This is a genomic window from Mesorhizobium sp. M7A.F.Ca.MR.148.00.0.0, from assembly GCF_003997735.1.
GTDB lineage: Bacteria > Pseudomonadota > Alphaproteobacteria > Rhizobiales > Rhizobiaceae > Mesorhizobium.
Genome location: NZ_RZTB01000096.1, coordinates 3084 through 23386, shown reverse-complemented (window position 1 = coordinate 23386; position 20303 = coordinate 3084). Strand labels below are relative to the sequence as shown.

The following is a 20303-nucleotide window of genomic DNA, read 5'->3' as shown; positions in this document are numbered from 1 at the left end:
ATCTCGTCTTCCGTCAGCGTCAGCGGTGGCATGAACTCCAGCACATTGGCCTTCAACCCGACATAGGTGAAGGCCGCACCCAGCTCATAGCCGCGATAGATGATCTTGGCCGTGGTCGCCGCCGCAACCGGCTCGCGTGTCGTGCGGTCCTTGACTAGGTCGACGCCGATGGCAAGGCCGCGCCCGCGCACGTCGCCGATGATCTCGTGTCTGGCGGCAAGGGCTCGCAATGCGCTGGAAAACAGCATGCCGATCCGCGCCGAGCGCTCGACCAAGCCATCCGTCTCGATCGTCTTCAGCACCGCGTTGCCGGCCGATGTCGCCACCGGATTGCCCGCGGTCGTCTGCAGCGCGAAGGCCGGCGCATGGTCCATGATCTCCTTAGGGCCGATCACGGCCGACAGCGGCAAGCCACCGCCGATGCCTTTGCCAAAGACGACGAGGTCCGGCGTCAGTCCTTCATGCTGGAAGCAGTGCATCATGCCGCTGCGAGCGAGCCCGACCTTGACCTCGTCGACGACAATCTTGATGCCGTGCCTGCGGCAACGCTCCTGCAATGCCTTGAGAAAGCCGGGCGGCGGCACGATCAGCCCGCCATCCGACATCAACGGCTCGACGAACACCGCCGCGACCTGATGCGGCGGGCAGGTGGTCTCGAACTGGTAGTCGAGCAGCGCAAGCACGTCCTCGCTGCTGAAATTCGGTCGGTACGGATCGGGATAGGGCAGCAGAAGCACGCCCGGCCGGGGCAGCGTGTGGGTCATGGCGGTATGGCCGCTGATGCCCATCGAGCCGGAGAGATTGCCGTGATAGGAGCCGATGAACGAGATGAAGCGCGAACGGCAGGTGGCCGCCTGCAGCACGCGCACCGCGCAGTCGTTGGCATCCGACCCGGAATGGCCGAACCAGACGCGCCGTTCGTCTTCTCCCGGCGTAATCGCCAGCAGCCGCTCCGCCAGCGATACAGCCGGCTCGTTCGGGTAGAGCAGCAGGCTGGCGCCGGCCATGTCGCGGATCGACGTCTCGACCGCTTCGACGACGGCCGGATGGCCGTAGCCGAGCACCGCCGGACCGGCCGATCCCGACAGGTCGAGCAAGGAGCGGCCGCCTTCCTCGATCAGCCGGTTGCCCCGGCCGCCGATGATGCTGAGCGGCGAGAAACGCAGCTTGCCGATCTGGGCGATGGCCGCGGCATCACGTTCGCGCAGGCTGAGATTGCTCACGACACGGTTTCCGTCTCGATTGCCGGCAGTGCCGCTGCCAGCCGGTCCGCCCATTCCTCGATGCCGCGCCGTGTCGACAAAAGGTCCTGCCGGATCTCGACGAGGACGGCGGCGATGCCGCGATCGTCGCCATGGATGGGCACGGCGTAATCGGCGTCGCGGCTGATCACATAGGGCACGTTGGCCGCGACATTGAGCCCGGCGTCGGTGCGCAGGCCCGAAAGGATCGTTTCGGCGAGATCTCTTGCTTGGTCGTGCAGCACGCCGGCATGCCAGGGTCTGCTGACACCGAGGAAGACCGGCGTGAAGGAATGGATCGTCACGATCCGCGTCTGCCGGCCTGCTTGCGCCCGGCGGTCAAGATACGCGGTCACCCGGTCATGAAACGGCGAAAAGATGATCTCGGCGCGTCGGGTCCGCTCCGTCGCATCGATGCCGACATTGCCGGGAATGTCGGTGTCTTCCGACAGCACCGGAATGCTGCCTGGCGTGCCCAGTGGCCGGTTGAGGTCGATCAGCAGCCGCGAATAACCGCTGAGGAAGGCCGCAGCATCGAGCTTCGACGACAGCAGGCGGGTCACTTCGGCGGCGCCGATATCCCAGGCGATGTGGCGCTGCAGATGGCCGGCATCGAGGCCGAGCTGCCGATACTCGGCCGGCATGTGGTTGGACGCATGCTCACACAACAGCACGATATCGGAGCGGCCGTGCTCGTTGAGGACCTCGACGGCCTCGGGCCAATCTTTTCCGGCCTGCGCGGTCATCAATAGAGCGTCCGGTAGAGATCGCAGATGGAGGCCGGATCGAGACCGGCAAGACGCTCGGCTTCATGTCGCTTGAGGCCGACGAAGGTTTCGATGAAGACAGGCGCGAACCATCCCGTCACGGTGCCGTCGGCCAGCAACGCGTCCAGTGCCGCCGGCAGGGTTTCGGGCAGGCGCACCAGACCGAGACTCGCCCGCTCAGCCTCGCTCATCAGTGTCGGGTCGCCGGTGACCAAAGGCGGCGACGGCAGGCCCGCCTTCAGCCCTTCCAGCCCGGCGCGGATGATCGCCGCCAGCGACAGATAGGGATTGCCCGTGGCGTCAGCGGCCCGGTATTCGATGTTGTATTGCCGCGCCGGATCGCGTCCGCCGATCGTCACAGTCGGGCAGATGCGCAGCGACGCCTCGCGGTCGCGGTCGGCGAGCCAGGTATAGGACGAACTCCAGCTGTGCGGCTTCAGCCGGTAGAAGGACGACACGCTCGACGCCGTCATCGCGGTCATTCCAGGCAGATGGCGCAGCACGCCGGCACAGAAGGCGCCGGCTTTGGCGGAAAGACGTCCGGGCTGCGTTGGATCGTATGTCACCGGCTTGCCGGCCTCGTCGACGAAGCTGAAATGGATGTGGACGCCGTTGCCGACGGCAGTTGGCGCGGTTTTGGGCGCGAAGCTCGCACGCCAGCCGGCATTGCGCGCCAATTCGCGCGTGATTTCGCGGATGGCGACGGCGCGGTCCGCCGCCGTCAGCGCGTCCGCCGGCTCGTGCGTCACCTCGAACTGCTCGTCGCCGAATTCGGCGATGACCACCTCGGGAGCGACTCCGGCTTCCTCGAGCGCCGCCATCAGGTTGGGCGCGAAGGGGTCCGTGCGGCGCAGTGCGGCGAAAGACATCGAATGCGCCGGCGCGAAGCCGCCGTCGGCGACATTGAACTCATGCTCGAAGGCGGCGATGACCGACAGGCCGGTTGCGGCTTTCAAATCGGCCAGCGCCTCTTTCAGCATCGTGCGGGTGCAGCCGAGCCATGGGCTGCCATCGAGCTCGACGATGTCGCCGGCGACCATGTCGAACGGCGTCGCCGATCCGGTGCGTGTCGTGCGAAAGCGCGCCTTGAGATCGGGGATCAGCCGCAGGTCGCCCGACGAGCCCCAGGGGTTGGGATCGACGATCGAGTTGAACGGCGTCAGCGACAGATTGGCCTGCAGCCAGCCGACGCCGGTCGTGGCGGTCTTCTGCAACTTGCTTTCGGCAACGAAGCGGCCCCGCGTGACGGCGGAGAGATCCGTGGTGACGACGGCAACCAGAGGCTCGACAGTCGATGTCATGCCGGTTTTCCCAAAGCGTTGAAGCGGGCGACGACGGTGTCGGTGTCGGCCACCCAGCAGTAGCCGCCGAAGGCCTTGAGCGCGATGTCGTGGCGTTCCTGCGTAATGGTGGCGCAGGCATCCGATACGCAGGTGACAAGATAGCCGCGGTCGGCGCCGTCGCGCACCGTCATGTCGACGCATTGATCGGTCAGCACGCCGACCACGACGAGATAGCGGATGCCGAGGTTCTTGAGGAGATAGTCGACATTGGTCGAATTGAAGATGCCCGACGACGTCTTCGGCAGCATGATCTCGTCGCCAACCGGCGCCAGCGCCGGCACCGGCAGACCCTCCGGGAGGCTGGGCGCGACATGGATCGGCGTCAGCTTGTGGTCGAGCGAGCGGTCACGGCCGTCTTCGGTCAGGCTCTGGATGATGGTGTGCAGCACCTCGACGCCATTGGCCCGTGCAGCGGCCAGCAGGCGCTCCTGGTTGGGGATCGTCTGTGACGATGTCTGCCGGTAGAAATAATGATCCGGCCCACGCTCCGGATGCGACGGATCTGCGCCCGGCTCCAGCCAGATGCGCTGCATGTCGACGAGCAGCAGGGCCGTTTCGCCGGCACGGAAGGCTTCGTCTCGTTTGGGTAGGGCCTGGGTCATGCTTTGTCGTCCTGCTTTGCTGATTTAGGTCCCGGCGTCTTGCGGGGTCCGGGTATCTTGCGCGCGCCGTTCTCTTGCGGGTCGCTGTCGAGTGTCACGGCATTGGCATGTCGCACCCTTTCGAGCCGCTCAATGCGGGCGCGCGCGTCGTCGCCCAGCGTCGAAACGATATGGGCGACCAGCGCCTCCATCTGGGCGATCGCCGGCGCCAGCGTGTCGTAGGGCGAGGCGACTTCGAGCGGGCTGACGATGGTGACTTCGGCGAGGTCTGATATCGGCGACAGCCATTGGTCGGTGAACAGGACGATGCGCACATCGAGCGCTGCCGCTTGGCTCGCATAGGCCATGACGTCAAGCTGGTAGCGGCGGTAGTCGAACACGACGAGCACGTCGCGCCGGTCGAGGTCGGCGAGCGTGTCGAAAGTCTGTGGAGAAAGCACGCCGAGATCGCGAACCCCGGAGCGAAACTGCACGAGATAGCCGGCCAGCATGCCGGCGATGTGACGGCTGAACCGGCCGCCGACCATCACAACCTCGCCCTTGACCTCCATCAGCAGGCGGGCGGCCCGCTCGTATGTCTGGACAGGTGTCGCGGCGGTGGCTTTCTGCAAGGCCGTGGTGACGCTGTCGAGATAGGCCAGCACGGCGCTGTCGTTGGAGCCGCTCTGCCGCTTGGCCTCCATCATCAGCAGCGGCGAGTGCAGTCTTGCCTCGACTTCGGCCAGAAGCTTCGCCTGGAAATCCGGAAACCCTTCATAGCCGAGCTTGACGACCAGTCTCACCACGGTCGGATCGCTGACGCCAGCGCGCCGGGCGAGCGATGAGGCGGTGCCGAGGCCGGAGGTCGGATAGTCCGTCAACAGCAGTCGGACGATCTTTTCTTCCGACGGAGTCAGCGCAAGATCCCCGCGCATCAGAACATCGCGTATCGCCATGGGCCTCCCCGAAATCCGTGTTCTCTTGTTTTGTCGAGTTTATTACAGAGATTTAAATCTTGGTCAACAATGAAGAGATGTTGACATTGCGTGATCGCTGGTCCTACTTTGTCGGAAAGCAGCCAAGAGACTGTGGGGAACAGCCATGCGAAACGGAAGCGACGTCATCGTCGTCGGTGCCGGCATTGTCGGATCGAGCGCCGCCTATCATCTGGCCCAGGCCGGTGTGAAGGTCACATTGGTCGAGCAGACCCATCCCGCCGGCGGCCCGTCGGGCAAATCGTCGGCGCTGCTGCACGCCTTCTACCTGATGCCGGAATTGTCGCAGCTTTCCATACGTGGCCGCGAGATCCTGGTGTCGCTGCCGGAAATCGCGGGCGAAGGCTCTTTCGTCACCGAAATCGGCATGATGTGGGTCTGCGGCAACGACAACAAGGTGAGTTGGACGGCGGCGGCCGAACGCATCCGCGGCGAGGGCGCGCGCATCGAGACATTGTCGCCGCAGGCCTTTGCCGACGCGGCACCCGGCTTTGCCCTGGACAATGTCGCAATGGCTCTGTGGGAGCCGGAATATGGCTACGCCGATGCCTTCGGCGCCACCAACGCCATCGCCCGTGCCGCCCGCGCCAACGGTGCCAGGATCATGCAGAACACGCTGGTCGAGAGCCTTCAACGGCAGGGCGACCGCATCGCCGGCGTCACCTTGACCGATGGAACGGTGCTGGAAGCCGGTACCGTCGTCCTGGCCGCCGGGCCGTGGACGCGCCGCCTGCTGGCAACGGTCGGCCTCGATCTGCCGCTGCATGTCGAGCGCCATCCGATGGCCGTCCTCGACGCAGCCGGCAAGGCAAGGCAGGTCATGCCTTTCGCCTGGTGCGACGACATTTCCTGCAACTATGCACGGCCTGACAATGACGGCGTCATCCTGGCCGGCACCTGGGCTGGTGGCGGCACCGGCCTGCGCCACGAACATGCGGGCCGCCCGCGTTTGGTCGAAAATCCTGATGATTACATGGAAGGTGTCGAGGAGCAGGAATCGGTCGAGATTCTGGAGACCTTCGCTGGCAGAGTCCCTGCCATGGCCGAGCTTGGCATCCGGCCCGGCTATGCCGGACTCTACGACATGAGCCCCGACGATCTGCCGGTCATCGGCGCCATGCCTGACGTCGAAGGGCTGGTCGTTGCGGCGGGATCCTCCGGCCACGGCTTCAAGACCGGGCCGGCAGTCGGCGAGGCGGTGGCCAGGCTGGTCACCGAAGGCGCGCAACCGATCCTGGCGCCGTTTTCACCCGATCGCTTCAGGGCCGCGTAATGGCGTCGGTGACGATGAGCGAGAGCAAGCCCAGTGGCTTCATGCCGGCCGCGTTTCGCAACGCCACTGCCGATGCCCTGTGCATGGTCGCGGTGCTGCTGCTGGTGGCGCTTGCCGCCTTCATCTTTGGCAGCGCCGCCATGCAACGTGTGGTCACCTATGCCGCGATCATGCTGACGGCGGTGCTTGGCCTGCAGATATTCTCTGGCAACAGCGGCATCGTCTCGTTCGGTCAGGCCGCCTTTGTCGGCCTTGGCGCCTACGCCACCGGCATCCTCACCATGCCGACCGCATTGCAGCGAACGGCGCTGCGCGACCTGCCGCAATTCCTCGCCGGGTATCAACTCTCCTTCTTCGCGGCGCTGGCCGTCGTCCTTGCTCTCGCGGTCATCGTCGGCCTGTTGACCGGCACGCCGCTGCTCAGGCTTTCCGGATCGAGCGCTTCGATCGCAACGCTTGCCATGCTGATCATCGTCTACACGCTGCTGGTGGCCGGGCGCGAGATCACGCGCGGCAGTCAGCCATTCTATGGCGTGCCGCGCGAGGTCGGGCTGTGGACGGCTGCCGCTGTCGCTTCGATGGCGCTGGTGGCGGCGAGGCTGTTTCGCGAAACCTCCTTCGGCCTTGCCGCCCGCGCCGCCGCCAATGACGAGCGCGGTGCCGCCGCCGTCGGCGTCGACCAGCGCACGGCGCGTCTGGCCGCCTGGGTGGCGGGTGTCGTCGCCGCCATGGCCGCCGGCGCCATGATGGCGCAGTTTCTGGGTGCGTTCTCGCCACGCGATTTCTATTTCGACCTCGGCTTCACCATGCTCGCCATGCTGATCGTCGGCGGCATGACCTCGTCGCTCGGCGCTTTCGCCGGCGTCATCGTCACCATCGTTTTGGTCGAAGTGGTGCGCCGCTTCGAAGGCGGCGGCGAGGTGCTCGGCCTGCATCTGCCCGTCCTGTTCGGCCTGACCCAGGGCGTGCTTGCCATCGCCATGATCCTGGTTATCTGGCGGCGCCCGACCGGTCTGTTCGGCGAGCGTGAACTGAACCTGCTGCGCCGACCCGGACGCCAGGCCGTGATGGCTTCAACGGCGCCACCGCGGCATGTCGAGAGTGACCGGCTCACCGCCGTCCATCTGTCGCGCCGCTATGCCGGCGTCGTCGCCGTCGACGACGTCAGCCTGGATTTCGAGACCGACAGCATCACCGGCATCATCGGCCCCAATGGCGCCGGCAAGACGACGCTGCTCAACATGCTGGCCGGTGATATCAAGCCAAGTGCCGGCACCGTGTCGGTGGGTGGCGTGGTCCGGCAGGCTTCGGCCTTCCGCTTCGCCCGCTCCGGCGTTGCCCGCACCTTCCAGAACATCCGCGTCTTCCCGCACATGACCGTGCTCGAAAATGTCGTCGTCGCCGCCCGCCAGGTGGAGCCGGATCTTGGCCATGCCGAGGCGGCGGCAATGGGTGAACTTGCGCGCATGGGGCTGGAGAGATTTGCCGATCAACCGGCCGCCAGGCTTGCCTACGGCCAGCGCCGTCGGCTCGAAGTGGCACGTGCACTGGCGTTGAAGCCGCGCTTCCTGCTGCTCGACGAGCCGGCCGCCGGCATGAACGCCGTCGAGACCGCCGAACTGGTTTCGATCCTCTCGACGGTCCGCACCGAGCGCCGCATCGGCATTGTGCTGATCGAACACGACATGCGGCTGGTGATGAACCTGTGCGAGCGCATCGTCGTCATCGATCATGGCCGCGTCATCGCCGACGGCACGCCGGGCGACGTTCAGAAGAACCCTGCCGTGATCGCAGCCTATCTCGGCAGCCGCACGGCGCGCGCCAAGACCGAAACGCCTGAAAACCAGACCGCATGACCCGCAACGACAGCCAACCATAAGAAATCCAGAAGGAGAACCGACATGCCAAGCCTCTATCGCCTCCATCGCGCCGCCCTGTGCGCGGCCGTGTTCGGCATCGCCGCCATTTCGACGGCCAGCGCCGAGGAGATCATCATCGGTGCCGCGACCGCGCAGACCGGTGGCCTCGCTCCCTACGACCAGCCGGCACTTGCCGGCTTGCGCATGTCGCTCGACGAGCTCAACGCCAAGGGTGGCCTCGGCGGCAAATACACCGTCAAGCTGCTGATCAAGGACACGCGCTCCGATACCGCGCAGACCGCCACCGTCGCCCAGGAACTGATCGACGCCGGCGCCAAGATCATGATCACGCCGTGCGATGCCGATCCCTCGATTTCCGCCGGCCAGCTCACCCAGCCGCTCGGCATTCCGACCCTGACGCTGTGCGGCTCCGCCCCCGTGCTCACCGGCGCGGTCGGCGACGTCATGTTCGGTACCTATCCGGCCGACAATGTGCAGGCGACGGCGGTCGCCGACTTCGCCGTCTCCGAAGGCAAGAAGAAGGTGTTCCTGCTGACCTCGCCGGACTCCACCTACACCGCCAATCTGCCGGAATATTTCGGCAAGGTGTTCGAGAAGAAGGGCGGCGCCATTGTCGGTCGCGGCACCTTCAGTATGGGACAGCCTGACTTTTCCGCCGAGATCACCAACATCAAGGGCCTGGCCGACAAGCCCGACCTGATCATGACGGCCGCCTACGAGCCGGATTTCCCGGCCTTCATCCAGCAATTGCGTGGCGCCGGCATCACCATCCCGGTCTATGGCGCCGATGCCATCGGCACGCCGACCATCAAGGCGCTCGGCAAATTGGTCGACGGCGTCGTCTACACCGCGGCCGGCTATGCCGAGCCGGGCAGCAAGCTCGAGGCCTTCAATACCGCCTTCACCAAATATGCAGGCCACGCACCGGAATCGACCTATGAAGTCAATGGCTATGAGATCGGCCTGATCCTCGACCAGGCGGTCAAGACGGCCGGCTCCGACGAGCCGAAAGCGATCCGCGACGCCATCGCCGGCCTTAAGGATTTCGAAGGCATCACCGGCAAGATCACCTATGCCGGCACCGATCGCATGCCGCTGAGGCCGGTGGCGCTGATGCGCTACGAGGGCGGCGAGGGCAAGCATGTCCAGACCCTGATCCCCGACGCTGCCGACGTTCCCGCGCCGTGATGTCATGCTGAGCGTCGAAGCCCTGAAAATCCGGTACGGCGAGGTCGAGGCGGTACGCCGCGTTGACCTCACCGTCGGCAGCGGCGAGATCATCGCGCTGGTCGGCGCCAACGGCGCCGGCAAGAGCTCGACGCTCGGCGCCGTCGCCGGGCTGGTGCCGGCGGCATCCGGCAAGGTGATCTTCGACGGTGTCGACATCACCGGCCTGGCGCCGGAGGCGATTGCCCGCAAGGGCGTCGCGCTGGTTCCCGAAGGCCGCCGTATCTTCGCCAGCCTGACGGTGGCCGACAATCTGCGTCTCGGCGGCGCAGTGCATCAGCCGGCGGCCGAGGCAAGGCTGCGCGAGGAGGAGATGCTGGAGCTGTTCCCGATCCTGCGCCGCTACCACCGCGTCAAGGGCGGCAATCTGTCGGGCGGCGAACAGCAGATGCTGGCCATCGCCCGCGCGCTGATGGGCAAGCCGCGCATGATCCTGCTCGACGAGCCCTCGCTCGGCCTTGCCCCGCAACTGATCGACACCGTCTTCGACCTGATCGCGGAACTGCGCCGCAAGGGCCTGACCATCCTGCTGGTCGAACAGAATGTGGCGCTGGCGCTCGAAATCGCCGACCGCGCCGTCGTGCTCGCCAATGGCGAGGTGGTGCTGTCGGGCACGGCAAAAGAACTCGCTTCATCGGACCTCGTCCGCCAAGCCTATCTGGGAGCTTAAGAAGCATGATCGCGCAGCAGATCATCAATGCGGTGAGCCTCGGCGGCGTCTATGCCCTGCTGGCGCTCGGGCTGGCGATCGTCTTTTCCATCGTCGGCCTCATCAACTTCGCCCATGGCGAGTTGATGACGCTGTCGGGCTACGCGCTTCTGGCCTCGCTGGTGCTGGGTTTTCCCTTCCCGGTGGCGGTGCTTGTCGCCGTCTCCTGCGGCGCGCTCGCCGCCGTCGCCATGGAACGCGTCGCCTTCAGGCCGATGCGCGGCGCCAGCGTCACCAGCCTGTTGCTGACCAGCTTTGCCGTCTCCAGCCTGTTGAAAGTCGTCTTCCAGAACGGCATCTCGGCACGGCCGCAAGCTGTCGCCATGCCTAGCTGGATGACCGGCGCCTTCTCCTTCGGCGACTTCACCATCGGCGTCGGTCCCAGCATCTCCATCGTCGTCTCCGCACTGGCGCTGATTGCGCTGGAAGTCTTCCTGCGCCGCTCGGTGACCGGCACGGCGATGCGCGCCGCGGCGGAAGATTTCGACGTCGTGCGCCTGATGGGCATTCCGGCCAGCCGCATCATCGCCACCGCCTTCCTGCTCTCCGGCCTGCTGGCCGGGCTGGCGGCCATGCTGTGGGTGGCGCAGCGTGCCTCGGTCGATCCGCTGATGGGCTTTACGCCGGTGCTGAAGGCCTTCATCGCCGCCGTCGTCGGCGGGCTCGGCAGCCTGCCCGGTGCGGTCGCCGGCGGCTTCCTGCTCGGCATCATCGAGGTGCTGCTGCAAGCGACACTGCCGGGAGCGATCGCCCCCTATCGCGACGCCATCGTGCTGTCGGGCGTCATCGCCGTGCTGCTGGTTCGCCCGCAAGGCCTGATCCCGGCGGTCCGCGCCCAGCGAAGCTGACCTGATGTATACCAAGCCCGAGTTCGCACCACTGTCGCGCGACGAGGTGTTCGGCCTGATCGAAGCGGCGGCCTTCACCACGGCGGTGACAGCGGGACCGCAGGGCCTTGTCGTCTCGCATCTTCCCTTCGTGCTCGATCGCACGCGTGGTGAAAACGGAACGCTGGTCTCGCATCTCGCCAAGGCCAATCCGCACAGCGCGCCGATCGCCGAGGGCAGGGAGACGGTCGCCATCTTTCACGGTCCGCATGGCTACATCTCGCCGTCCTGGTATCCGCGCAATCCGGTGCGCGACAGCGCGCCGACCTGGAATTTTGCCGTCGTGCATTGTCATGGGCATCCGGTGCCGCTCGACGAGCACGCCACCGCCCGGCATCTCTTGCAGCTTGTCGACGTGCTGGAAAAAGATCGCGATGACCGCTGGCGCATGCGCGAGCTGGGGCCTGGCGGCATGGAACGGCGCATACCTGGTATCATAGGGTTTGAGCTGCCGGTCGGGCGGCTCGAAGCCAAGTTCAAGATGGGGCAGGATGAGCGCCTCTATGACACAGGCGGAGCCATCAGGGCGCTGGAGCAAAACGATCCGGCGCTGGCGGCGATGATGAAGGCGCACAACGCGCATCGCCAGGACTGACCGCCCGCATGCGGCAAGGATAAGAAAAAATGATCCCAAATCTCAACATCGTGCCCTTCGTCAGCGTCGATCATATGATGAAGCTGGTGCTGAAGATCAGCGTCGAGCGCTTCCTCGTCGAACTCGCCGGCTACATCGAGGATGATTTCCGCCGCTGGGAGCTGTTCGACAAGACGCCGCGCGTGGCCTCGCACAGCGCCGAGGGCGTCATCGAGCTGATGCCGACCAGCGACGGCGAGGTCTACGGCTTCAAATATGTCAACGGCCACCCCAAGAACATGCGCGAGGGCCGCCAGACGGTGACCGCCTTCGGCATGCTCGCCGATGTCCACAATGGCTATCCTGTCTTGCTATCCGAAATGACGATCCTGACCGCACTGCGCACGGCGGCGATGTCGGCTCTGGCCGCCAAATACCTGGCGCCGGCCGGCTCCAGCTGCATGGCGCTGATCGGCAACGGCGCACAGGCCGAATTCCAGGCGGTGGCCTTCAAGGCGCTGCTCGGCGTCGACAGGCTGAGGCTTTACGACATCGACCGCACTGCCACCGAAAAATGCATCCGAAATCTCGCCGGTCTCGGCTTCGACATGGTCGCCTGCGGCACCGCGCAGGAGGCGGTCGAGGGAGCCGACATCATCACCACCGTCACCGCCGACAAGCAGTACGCCACCATCCTCACCGACAACATGGTCGGCTCCGGCGTGCACATCAACGCGGTCGGCGGCGACTGCCCCGGTAAGACCGAACTGCACCGCGATATCCTGCTGCGCTCCGATATCTTCGTCGAATATCCGCCGCAGACGCGCATCGAGGGCGAGATCCAGCAGCTTGCGCCGGATCATGAGGTGATCGAGCTGTGGCAGGTGATGTCGGGCGCCGTACAAGGCCGGCGCGATCCCGGTCAGATCACGCTGTTCGATTCGGTCGGCTTCGCCATCGAGGATTTTTCGGCGCTGCGCTATGTCAGGGACCAGCTGCGCTCGACAGGCCTCTACCAGGAACTCGACATGCTGGCCGACCCCGACGAGCCGCGCGACCTGTTCGGCATGCTGCTGAGAGCGGCCCAGCACGGTTGAGACGAGCGTTGTTCAGCCAGCCGAGCCCCACATGGCATCCGGCACCACCACCAGCTTGCCGACGAAATCCTTGGCGATGAAATCCGCCTGCGCATGGTGGAAATCGGAGAGCTTGTAGACGCCGCCGACCAGCGGTCGGATTTTTCTCGCCTCGATGTACCCAACGATGCGGCGGAAATCCGCGCGCGTGCCCTGGCTCGACCCATGCAGTTGCAACTGCTTCAGGTACATGGTCCTGAGATCGAACTGCACGACCGGGCCGGCAATCGCGCCTGCGGTAGTGTAACGGCCCTCGGGCCTGAGAATACGCAACAGGTCGTTGAAGATGGCGCCGCCGACGAGGTCGGCCACCACGTCGATCGGCTGGCCTCCGGTCGCCTCGTTCACGGCTCGCGGCAGGTCGGCAACACCACGGGTGATGACAACCTCGGCGCCGATGTCGCGCACCGCCTGTCCTTTGCCCTTGCCGACGACGGCATACGGAATGGCGCCGCGCGCCCGTGCCAGTTGAACGATGCCGGAACCGACGCCGCCCGAGGCGCCGGTGACCAGCACACGCTCGCCGGTCTTCAAGCCGGCGCGCTCCAGCATCTGTTCACCGGTCAGGTAGGCGCAGCAGAAGGTGGCGAGTTCGATATCGCTCATGTCGGTGTCGACGACATGGGCATTCTCGGCCGGCACGGCCTGATATTCGGCGTAGCCGCCATCGCGGCCATGGCCCATATAGTCGATGTCGGCGAGCGAATCGTCGTCGCGATTGTAGATCGAGAAATCGACCATCACCCGTTCCCCGATACGGTCCGGCGACACACCTTCGCCGACAGCGGCGATGATACCGACGGTGTCGGTGCCCTGGATGCGCGGGAAAACAAGCGTGTTGCCCTGGCGGCGCCATGTCGACACGGCGGCAGCGTCCTCCTCCGTGCCATAGGCGCCCTGGCGCACCCAGACATCGGTGTTGTTCATGCCGCAGGCGCTGACCTTGACCAGCACTTCACCGGGAGCGGGCCCGGGCACTTTTACGTCGCTGCGGTAGACGAGTTTTTCCGGTCCGCCGTGCCCGGTGAGCAGCACGGCGGCCATGGTGGCGGGGAGGGTTCTGGTCATGGCATTCATAGTCGATCTCAGAGATTGGCAAACACGCTCTTCACGGCATCGGCGGTCTTCGACACGACGATGTCGGCTTCCTCGCGGGTCAGGCAGAGCGGCGGCGCGAAGCCGAGAATATCGCCCTGCGGCATGGCGCGGCCGATGACGCCGCTTACGGCGAGCGCCGTCGCCACCTGCGGGCCGATCTTCTGCGAAGCGTCGAAGAATACCCGGTCGTCCTTGTCGGCAACGAATTCCACCGCCGCCAGCATGCCGTCGCCACGCACGTCGCCGACATGTTTGTGGCCGCCGACCGCCTTGGCCAGTTCGGCGCGGAAATAGGCGCCGGTCTCCTTGGCATTTGTCACCAGGTCCATCTCGTCGATCAGTTCGAGATTGGCGACGCCGGCGGCGACGCAGATCGGATGCGCCGAATAGGTCCAGCCATGACCGAGCGAACCGAGCTTGTCGGAACCCTCAACCAGCACCTGCCACATCTTGTCGGCGACGATGACGCCCGACAGCGGCGCATAGGCCGAGGTCAGGCCCTTGGCGATGGTGATCAGGTCCGGCTTGATGCCGTAATGGTCGGAGCCGAACATGGTGCCCAGCCGGCCGAAGCCCGTCACCACTTCGTCGGCGACCAGGAGCACGTCGTACTTCTTCAGCACCGCCTGAATCTTTTCCCAATAGCCGGCCGGCGGCGGCACGATGCCGCCCGTGCCGAGGATCGGCTCACCGATAAAGGCAGCGACGGTTTCCGGACCCTCAGCCAGGATCATCTCCTCGAGCTTGTCGGCGCAATGCTGAGAAAACTGCTCCTCGCTCATCGAGCGGTCGGCACGGCGGAAGTAGTAGGGTGCCTCGGTGTGCAGGATCGGCGCGCGCGGCAGGTCGAAGGCGTTGTGGAACAGGTCGAGCCCGGTCAGCGATCCAGTCATCACGCCCGAACCGTGATAGCCGCGCCAGCGCGAAATGATCTTCTTCTTCTCCGGCCGGCCGAGCACGTTGTTGTAGTACCAGATCAGCTTGATGTTGGTTTCGTTGGCATCGGAACCGGAGAGGCCGAAATAGACCCGCGACATGCCCTGCGGCGCGCGGTCGATGATCATCTTGGCCAGCGTGATCGAGGCCTCGGTGCCGTGGCCGACATAGGCGTGGTAGTAGGCGAGGTTCTTCGCCTGGGCGGCGATGGCGTCAGCGATCTTCTGGCGGCCGTAGCCGACATTGACACAATAGAGGCCGGCAAAGGCATCGAGGCTCTTCCGGCCATTGTTGTCCCAGACGGTGACGCCCTCACCGCCGGCCATGATGCGCGTCGGGCTTTCGCCCCGCGCATGCGTGCCCATATGGGTCGAGGGATGGAAGAAGTGGTCGCGATCCCAGGCGGCGAGTTCGTTGGACTGGTCGAGCATTCTTTTGACTCCTGACAAAACGGTGATTCCGGCGCAGCTTAAGCTACATCGAGGCAGAGATATTTGAGATCGGTGAAAGCCTCGAGTCCGTGGCGCGAGCCTTCGCGCCCGATGCCGGATTGCTTGACGCCGCCGAACGGTATCGGCGCGCCGGTGATCTTGACGCGGTTGATGGCGACCATGCCGTAGTCGAGCGCGCGGCCCATGCGCTGCTGCCGGCCACCATTCTCGGTCACGACATAGGCAACGAGGCCATATTCGGTAGCGTTGGCGCGGGCAATCACTTCATCCTCGCTGTCGAACGGCGTCACGGCGGCAACCGGACCAAACGTCTCCTCGCGCATGATCAGTGCTTCATCGGTGACATCGGCCAGCAGCGTCGGCTGATAGAACAGGGGGCCAGCCTGGTGCCGCTTGCCCCCGGTGAGGCAGCGCGCGCCGTGAGCGATGGCATCGGCGACCTGTTCCTCGACCTTCTTGACGGCGCGCTCGTGCATCAGCGGGCCGATGTCGGTGCTATCAGCAAGGCCATTGCCGGTCCGCAACGTCTCGATACGCTTGGCGAAGGCGGCGCAGAACCGATCGTAGATCGGACGCTGGACATAGATACGGTTGGCAGCGAGGCAGTCCTGGCCCGACGTGGCGAATTTGGCGTCGATGGCGATATCAACCGCTTTGTCCAGATCGGCATCGGCAAAGACGATCAGCGGGGCATGGCCGCCAAGCTCCATCACCAGCCGTTTCATGGTAGTCGCACTTTGCGCGGCGATCAGCCGGCCGATCTCGGTCGAGCCGGTAAAGCTCATGGCACGGACGCGCGGGTCTTCGCACATCCGCCCGACGATGGTCGAAGCCTTGCCGGTGATGACGTTGAAGACGCCGGCGGGCAAGCCGGCGCGTTCGCCGAGCTCGGCCAGCGCCAGCGCCGACAGCGGCGTTTCCGAGGACGGATGCGCAACGATGGTGCAGCCGGCGGCAAGGGCTGCCGCAGCCTTGCGGGTCAGCATCGCCGACGGAAAATTCCACGGCGTGACGACGCCGACGACACCGAGCGGCTCGCGTCGCACCATCATCTCGGCGCCCGGCAGATGGCTTGTGACGCTCTCGGCATTCAAGCGTTTTGCTTCTTCGGCATACCATTCGACGAAGGAAGCGGCATAGTCGATTTCGCCCAGCGACTCCTGCAGCGGCTTGCCCTGTTCCAGCGTCATCAGCAGAGCGAGGTCTTGCTTTGCAGCGATGATCAACTCGAACCATTTCCGCAGGATTTTCGAGCGCTCCTGCGGCAACAGTGCCCGCCACGCCGGGAAGGCGCGCGCGGCGGCATCGATCGCCTTCGTCGTCTGCCGGCCGTCGAGCGCGGCGACGAAAGCGACTGTGGTGCCGGTGGCCGGGTCGGTGACTTCGAAGCTTTCGGCAGCCTCGCTCGCCGTCCAGTGGCCATCGACATAGGCGAGTTCACGCAGCAGCCGGCGGTCGGCGAGGCGATCGAGCGCTTCATGGCGATGCGAGCGGGCGAAATGCGCGGACATGGTCGAGACCTCCCGGTTCGGACTGATGCGGGAAGATTATCCGTCCCGATGCAGACAGAGAGGCTGTTTGGACAGCCCCATAGAGAGAGATTGTCTCTATTGGCCCGCGGGCGCAGATGATCTCTCTGCTGACCGGTGGGCGGCACTAAACCTGGAGATTGGCCGAAGCCTCCCCGCCTTCGTCATCCACGGGCGGAGCAGGAGCGAAGCGACGCGGCGGAGACCCGAGGATCCATGCCGTGATCTTGGTCGAGGAATGCAGCGGAGCAGAATTCTGCACCGCAGCAGCGCTTTGAAGTCGCGGCATGGATCCTAGGGTCTGCGCCGCGTCGCTGCGCTCCTTGCTTCGCCCCAGGATGACGACGTGACGGGGGTTTCGATCAGTCTCCTGGGTGTACGGTAGGGGAGATTGACCTCATGCTTGCGCCGGCAGCAGGTCGGCTATAGGCAGCGCGATCTCGTCCTTCACCGTCTTAATGACGATGTAGGTGAAGTACCGATCGATGCCGATTTCGCGGTCGAGCAAGCCGTCGACCAGCCGCTGATAGGCGTCGATGTCGCGCGCCATCACCTTCAGCACATAGTCGACGCCGCCGCCGACCGACCAGCAGGCGACGATCTCTGGGATGTCTCGGATGACGCGCTCGAAGCGGTCGAAATCGGCTTGGCGGTGGTTGGCCAGGGTCACCTCCATCAGCACGGTGGCAACGGGTGCGACGACGCGCATGGCGATCCTGGCGTGATAGCCCGAGACGATGCCGGCCTTTTCCAGCTTGCGCAACCGCATCCAGCACGGCGTCGGCGACAGTCCGACCTGCTCGGCCAGCGCCAGCTTGGTGATGCGTCCATCGCGCTGGATGGCGTCGAGGATTTTCAGGTCGATCGGGTCGAGTTTCGCTGATGTCATCAGAGCTCACTTTTCGTCCGAGTACCATGACGGCGCATTATTTCGATTGTCAATTGCACTGATTTCGATCTCTAATAAGTCATGACATTGTGGCAACCCGATCCCGCACTCATCCGGCGGCCGGCATATCAATCGCTGGCCGACCAGTTCGCGCGTGCCATCCATGACGGGCGCCTGGCCAATGGTGCGCGGCTGCCGACCCATCGCAGGCTGGCCGACGATCTGAAACTTTCGGTGCAGACGGTCAGCCGCGCCTATGAGGAACTGATCCGTCGCGGCCTGATTTCGGGCGAGATCGGCCGCGGCAGCTTCGTCCAGACGCAGCGCCGCGAGCCGGAGCCGCCATATCTGCCCGAGCGGCTCGGCGAAGTCATCGACCTGTCGATCCTGAAACCGGTTTGTGAGCCGATGCATCTGGAGCGGCTGAAACAGGCACTGGGCTGGCTGGCTGAGAACCTGCCGTCGAGTTCAGCACTTTCGTTCCGGCCCAACATGGTGTTTCCGCGCCACCGCGCGGTGGCGGTCGAATGGCTGAGGCTTTGTGGCCTCGATGCATCGCCGCAGAACGTCAGCCTGACCAACGGCGCCACCGCCGGCATGACCGTGGCGCTGATGAGCGTCGCGCCGCCGGGCTCGACGGTTGCCACCGAGGCGATCGGCCACCACACGTTGGTGCCGCTGGCGCGCTATCTCGGCTTCAACCTGGAAGGCCTGCCGATCGACGACAACGGCCTGATCCCGGAAGCGCTGGACGAGGCCTGCCGGCTTTCCGACATCCGCGCGGTCTTCGTGCAGCCCTCGGTGATCAACCCGACGGCGACCCTGATGGATGCGCGGCGGCGAGAAGAGATCGCCGCGGTCGCGCGCAAGCATGACATCGCCATCATCGAGAACGATGTGCTCGGTCCGCTGGTCGAAGACCGGCCGCCGCCGGTTGCCGCGTTCGCGCCGGAGCGCACGCTCTACGTCACCTCCTTCACCAAGATCACCGTGCCCGGCCTGCGCATCGGCTATCTGGCCGCGCCCGACCGCTACGTCGCCGCCGTTGCCAACCGGCATCTGGTCTCGAACTGGATGGCGACGCCGCTGGTGGCCGAGATCGCCACCAAATGGGTGACCGACGGCACGGCGATGGAGCTTGTCCACTGGCAACGCGCGGCTTTGCGGCGCCGGCAGGATATTGCAGCGCAAGTGCTGGCGGGGGTCGACTATCGCGCCCGGCGCGACGGGTTGCATGTCTGGCTGCAACTGCCGGCCGACCGGGCCGAGGAAAGCTTTGTCGCGCAGGCCCGCCTGCAGGGCGTAGCGATCGCACCCGGAACATCCTTCCGTATTTCGGCTGCGCCGTGGCATCCGGCGGTACGTATCTCGTTGGGTTCGACCACCGAGGGGGAACTGCGCGCCGGCCTCGGCGTTGTCACCAAGCTTTTGCTCGGCGATCCCGAGCACCTGCTGCTCGCTATCTAGCGAGTGCGCCGCTATCCGGGTGATGCCGGCCTGCGAAAGGCAGCCTCCTGCGCTTCCGGTACTCACGTACGAAAAGTACGCTCCGTTCCGGTTCTCGGAGGCTCCCATTCTCGGCTCGGCCTGACCCGAATCCCGGCGCACTCTTCGGCACTGGTTGCTCAAGAATTGTGCGGAATGGGAAATATTGTCATGATATTATTTTCCCAATTGACATGATTTGGCGCGTTCCGCATCGTTAAGGGGCACAGGCTTCTCCAGCACGGGGAATTTATTTGTCCGCATCAGCGCCCATCATCAAGATCGACGGCATCTCGAAGAGCTTCGGCAGCTTCAAAGTGCTGGACGGCCTGTCGATGCAGGTCATGCCCGGCGAGAAGCTGGCCCTGATCGGCCCGTCGGGCTCGGGCAAGACGACGATCCTGCGCATCCTGATGACGCTTGAGCGCATCGATGGCGGTCATATCCAGATCGACGGCGAGCAGCTCTACCACATGGAGCGCAATGGCCAGCTGCTGGCCGCCGATGAGCGGCATCTGACAAGGATGCGTCAGAAGATCGGCATGGTGTTCCAGCTGTTCAACCTGTTTCCGCACAAATGCGTCATGGACAATGTCACGCTGGCGCCGATGCTGACCAAGGGCACGCCACGCGCCGCCGCCGAAAAGCGGGCGATGGAACTGCTCGAAATGGTCGGCATGGCCGACAAGGCCAAGTCCATGCCGGCGCAGCTGTCCGGTGGCCAGAAGCAACGCGTGGCGATCGCCCGGGCGCTCGCGCTGTCGCCGAAGATCATGCTTTTCGACGAGGTGACGTCGGCGCTCGATCCGGAACTGGTCGAGGAGGTGATGAACGTCATGCGCAAGCTGGCCGCCGAGACCGACATGACCATGCTGCTGGTCACCCACGAGATGGGCTTTGCCCATGATTTCGCCGACCGGGTACTGTTCTTCGATCGTGGCAGGATCGTCGAGGAGGGCAAGCCCGACGAGATTTTCCGCAATCCCAAGCAGGAGCGTACGCAAGGCTTCCTGAAGAAGATCATCGCGGCCGGACATCGCGTCTGACCGCAATGCCCAGGGCGACGAAGTCGTCCCGAGGTGGCGAGGGCCGCCCCGTAACAAAGCAAGACAAGAAACAAGGAGTTGGGAACAATGAAAAAACTTGGCATTCTGGCTGGCGTCGCCAGCCTTACGCTGGCGGCGGTGCTGGCCGCCTCGAGCGTGGGTTCGGCCGATGACAGCAAGCTCGAACAACTCAAGGCGCAAGGTTTCGCTCGCCTCGCCATCGCCAACGAGCCGCCCTACACGGCGGTCGCCGCC

The 20303-nt window shown here is 65.0% G+C and carries 18 protein-coding genes and 1 pseudogene; 10 read left to right on the top strand and 9 right to left on the bottom strand.

Annotated features, from left to right (window positions below):
- The 5 genes from EOB49_RS25920 to EOB49_RS25900 form a co-directional block, all read right to left on the bottom strand.
- Positions 1 to 1223, bottom strand: a 1223-nt coding sequence (locus EOB49_RS25920; protein ID WP_164781809.1) for an aspartate aminotransferase family protein, incomplete at its 3' end; no start/stop codon positions are given.
- The gene (locus EOB49_RS25915; RefSeq protein ID WP_127382648.1) at positions 1220 to 1987 is read right to left on the bottom strand and encodes an N-formylglutamate amidohydrolase; all 768 of its coding nucleotides are present in this window, start codon (positions 1985 to 1987) and stop codon (positions 1220 to 1222) included. The genes EOB49_RS25915 and EOB49_RS25920, both read right to left, overlap by 4 nt.
- Positions 1987 to 3309: a glutamine synthetase gene (locus EOB49_RS25910; protein ID WP_127382647.1), complete on the bottom strand. Its 1323-nt coding sequence runs from the start codon at positions 3307 to 3309 to the stop codon at positions 1987 to 1989. Before EOB49_RS25910 ends, EOB49_RS25915 begins: the two co-directional genes overlap by 1 nt.
- A complete protein-coding gene (locus tag EOB49_RS25905; protein ID WP_127382646.1) occupies positions 3306 to 3953 on the bottom strand; it encodes an isochorismatase family cysteine hydrolase in 648 nt (215 codons plus the stop codon). The genes EOB49_RS25910 and EOB49_RS25905 overlap by 4 nt, the downstream gene beginning before the upstream one ends.
- Complete coding sequence (locus EOB49_RS25900) at positions 3950 to 4888, bottom strand: MurR/RpiR family transcriptional regulator (protein ID WP_127382645.1); 939 nt, start codon at positions 4886 to 4888, stop codon at positions 3950 to 3952. The genes EOB49_RS25905 and EOB49_RS25900 overlap by 4 nt, the downstream gene beginning before the upstream one ends.
- A 145-nt stretch (positions 4889 to 5033) precedes the next feature.
- On the opposite strand from EOB49_RS25900, the gene EOB49_RS25895 reads away from it, so the two are divergent.
- Genes EOB49_RS25895 through EOB49_RS25865 form a run of 7 tightly spaced genes read left to right on the top strand, consistent with a single transcriptional unit; the run spans position 5034 to position 12574 of the window.
- The gene (locus EOB49_RS25895) at positions 5034 to 6200 is read left to right on the top strand and encodes an FAD-binding oxidoreductase (RefSeq protein WP_127382644.1); all 1167 of its coding nucleotides are present in this window, start codon (positions 5034 to 5036) and stop codon (positions 6198 to 6200) included.
- A 14-nt stretch (positions 6201 to 6214) separates the two neighbouring features.
- Positions 6215 to 8056 (top strand): branched-chain amino acid ABC transporter ATP-binding protein/permease, encoded by a 1842-nt coding sequence (locus EOB49_RS25890; protein ID WP_245472842.1) that lies wholly within the window; start codon positions 6215 to 6217, stop codon positions 8054 to 8056.
- Between the two features lie 45 nt (positions 8057 to 8101).
- Positions 8102 to 9268, top strand: a complete 1167-nt coding sequence (locus tag EOB49_RS25885) for an ABC transporter substrate-binding protein (protein ID WP_127382642.1) — start codon at positions 8102 to 8104, stop codon at positions 9266 to 9268.
- A 4-nt stretch (positions 9269 to 9272) separates the two neighbouring features.
- On the top strand, positions 9273 to 9977 hold the full coding sequence (locus EOB49_RS25880; RefSeq protein WP_127382641.1) for an ABC transporter ATP-binding protein: 705 nt from the start codon (positions 9273 to 9275) through the stop codon (positions 9975 to 9977).
- A gap of 5 nt (positions 9978 to 9982) precedes the next feature.
- The gene (locus tag EOB49_RS25875; protein WP_127322412.1) at positions 9983 to 10864 is read left to right on the top strand and encodes a branched-chain amino acid ABC transporter permease; all 882 of its coding nucleotides are present in this window, start codon (positions 9983 to 9985) and stop codon (positions 10862 to 10864) included.
- Positions 10865 to 10868: 4 nt separating this feature from the next.
- The gene (locus EOB49_RS25870) at positions 10869 to 11498 is read left to right on the top strand and encodes an FMN-binding negative transcriptional regulator (RefSeq protein ID WP_127382640.1); all 630 of its coding nucleotides are present in this window, start codon (positions 10869 to 10871) and stop codon (positions 11496 to 11498) included.
- Between the two features lie 29 nt (positions 11499 to 11527).
- Positions 11528 to 12574 carry an ornithine cyclodeaminase gene (locus EOB49_RS25865; protein WP_127382639.1) on the top strand — a complete coding sequence of 349 codons (1047 nt, stop codon included), beginning with the start codon at positions 11528 to 11530 and terminating at the stop codon, positions 12572 to 12574.
- A gap of 12 nt (positions 12575 to 12586) precedes the next feature.
- Here the strand turns inward: EOB49_RS25865 and EOB49_RS25860 are convergent, their stop codons facing one another.
- From EOB49_RS25860 to EOB49_RS25845, 4 genes are all read right to left on the bottom strand, one after another.
- Positions 12587 to 13690, bottom strand: a complete 1104-nt coding sequence (locus EOB49_RS25860) for an alcohol dehydrogenase family protein (RefSeq protein WP_127382638.1) — start codon at positions 13688 to 13690, stop codon at positions 12587 to 12589.
- An 8-nt stretch (positions 13691 to 13698) separates the two neighbouring features.
- On the bottom strand, positions 13699 to 15078 hold the full coding sequence (locus tag EOB49_RS25855) for an aspartate aminotransferase family protein (protein ID WP_127382637.1): 1380 nt from the start codon (positions 15076 to 15078) through the stop codon (positions 13699 to 13701).
- Between the two features lie 38 nt (positions 15079 to 15116).
- Entirely contained in the window at positions 15117 to 16610 is a 1494-nt protein-coding gene (locus EOB49_RS25850; RefSeq protein ID WP_127382636.1) for an NAD-dependent succinate-semialdehyde dehydrogenase, read from the bottom strand.
- Between the two features lie 415 nt (positions 16611 to 17025).
- Complete coding sequence (locus tag EOB49_RS25845; RefSeq protein ID WP_127269511.1) at positions 17026 to 17517, bottom strand: Lrp/AsnC family transcriptional regulator; 492 nt, start codon at positions 17515 to 17517, stop codon at positions 17026 to 17028.
- An 81-nt stretch (positions 17518 to 17598) separates the two neighbouring features.
- Between EOB49_RS25845 and EOB49_RS25840 the strand changes: the two genes are divergently transcribed.
- From EOB49_RS25840 to EOB49_RS37990, 3 genes and pseudogenes are all read left to right on the top strand, one after another.
- Positions 17599 to 18984 (top strand): PLP-dependent aminotransferase family protein, encoded by a 1386-nt coding sequence (locus EOB49_RS25840; RefSeq protein WP_127272428.1) that lies wholly within the window; start codon positions 17599 to 17601, stop codon positions 18982 to 18984.
- Positions 18985 to 19256: 272 nt separating this feature from the next.
- The gene (gene ehuA / locus EOB49_RS25835; protein ID WP_127382635.1) at positions 19257 to 20048 is read left to right on the top strand and encodes an ectoine/hydroxyectoine ABC transporter ATP-binding protein EhuA; all 792 of its coding nucleotides are present in this window, start codon (positions 19257 to 19259) and stop codon (positions 20046 to 20048) included.
- 87 nt (positions 20049 to 20135) lie between these two features.
- Positions 20136 to 20303, top strand: a pseudogene (locus EOB49_RS37990) (ectoine/hydroxyectoine ABC transporter substrate-binding protein EhuB); the annotation flags it as partial.

Bases quoted from the DNA above. Each gene is read 5' to 3' on its own strand.
- EOB49_RS25915 (WP_127382648.1), bottom strand. From the start codon at position 1,987: ATGACCGCGCAGGCCGGAAAAGATTGGCCCGAGGCCGTCGAGGTCCTC.
- EOB49_RS25910 (WP_127382647.1), bottom strand. From the start codon at position 3,309: ATGACATCGACTGTCGAGCCTCTGGTTGCCGTCGTCACCACGGATCTC.
- EOB49_RS25905 (WP_127382646.1), bottom strand. From the start codon at position 3,953: ATGACCCAGGCCCTACCCAAACGAGACGAAGCCTTCCGTGCCGGCGAA.
- EOB49_RS25900 (WP_127382645.1), bottom strand. From the start codon at position 4,888: ATGGCGATACGCGATGTTCTGATGCGCGGGGATCTTGCGCTGACTCCG.
- EOB49_RS25895 (WP_127382644.1), top strand. From the start codon at position 5,034: ATGCGAAACGGAAGCGACGTCATCGTCGTCGGTGCCGGCATTGTCGGA.
- EOB49_RS25890 (WP_245472842.1), top strand. From the start codon at position 6,215: ATGAGCGAGAGCAAGCCCAGTGGCTTCATGCCGGCCGCGTTTCGCAAC.
- EOB49_RS25885 (WP_127382642.1), top strand. From the start codon at position 8,102: ATGCCAAGCCTCTATCGCCTCCATCGCGCCGCCCTGTGCGCGGCCGTG.
- EOB49_RS25880 (WP_127382641.1), top strand. From the start codon at position 9,273: ATGCTGAGCGTCGAAGCCCTGAAAATCCGGTACGGCGAGGTCGAGGCG.
- EOB49_RS25875 (WP_127322412.1), top strand. From the start codon at position 9,983: ATGATCGCGCAGCAGATCATCAATGCGGTGAGCCTCGGCGGCGTCTAT.
- EOB49_RS25870 (WP_127382640.1), top strand. From the start codon at position 10,869: ATGTATACCAAGCCCGAGTTCGCACCACTGTCGCGCGACGAGGTGTTC.
- EOB49_RS25865 (WP_127382639.1), top strand. From the start codon at position 11,528: ATGATCCCAAATCTCAACATCGTGCCCTTCGTCAGCGTCGATCATATG.
- EOB49_RS25860 (WP_127382638.1), bottom strand. From the start codon at position 13,690: ATGAATGCCATGACCAGAACCCTCCCCGCCACCATGGCCGCCGTGCTG.
- EOB49_RS25855 (WP_127382637.1), bottom strand. From the start codon at position 15,078: ATGCTCGACCAGTCCAACGAACTCGCCGCCTGGGATCGCGACCACTTC.
- EOB49_RS25850 (WP_127382636.1), bottom strand. From the start codon at position 16,610: ATGTCCGCGCATTTCGCCCGCTCGCATCGCCATGAAGCGCTCGATCGC.
- EOB49_RS25845 (WP_127269511.1), bottom strand. From the start codon at position 17,517: ATGACATCAGCGAAACTCGACCCGATCGACCTGAAAATCCTCGACGCC.
- EOB49_RS25840 (WP_127272428.1), top strand. From the start codon at position 17,599: ATGACATTGTGGCAACCCGATCCCGCACTCATCCGGCGGCCGGCATAT.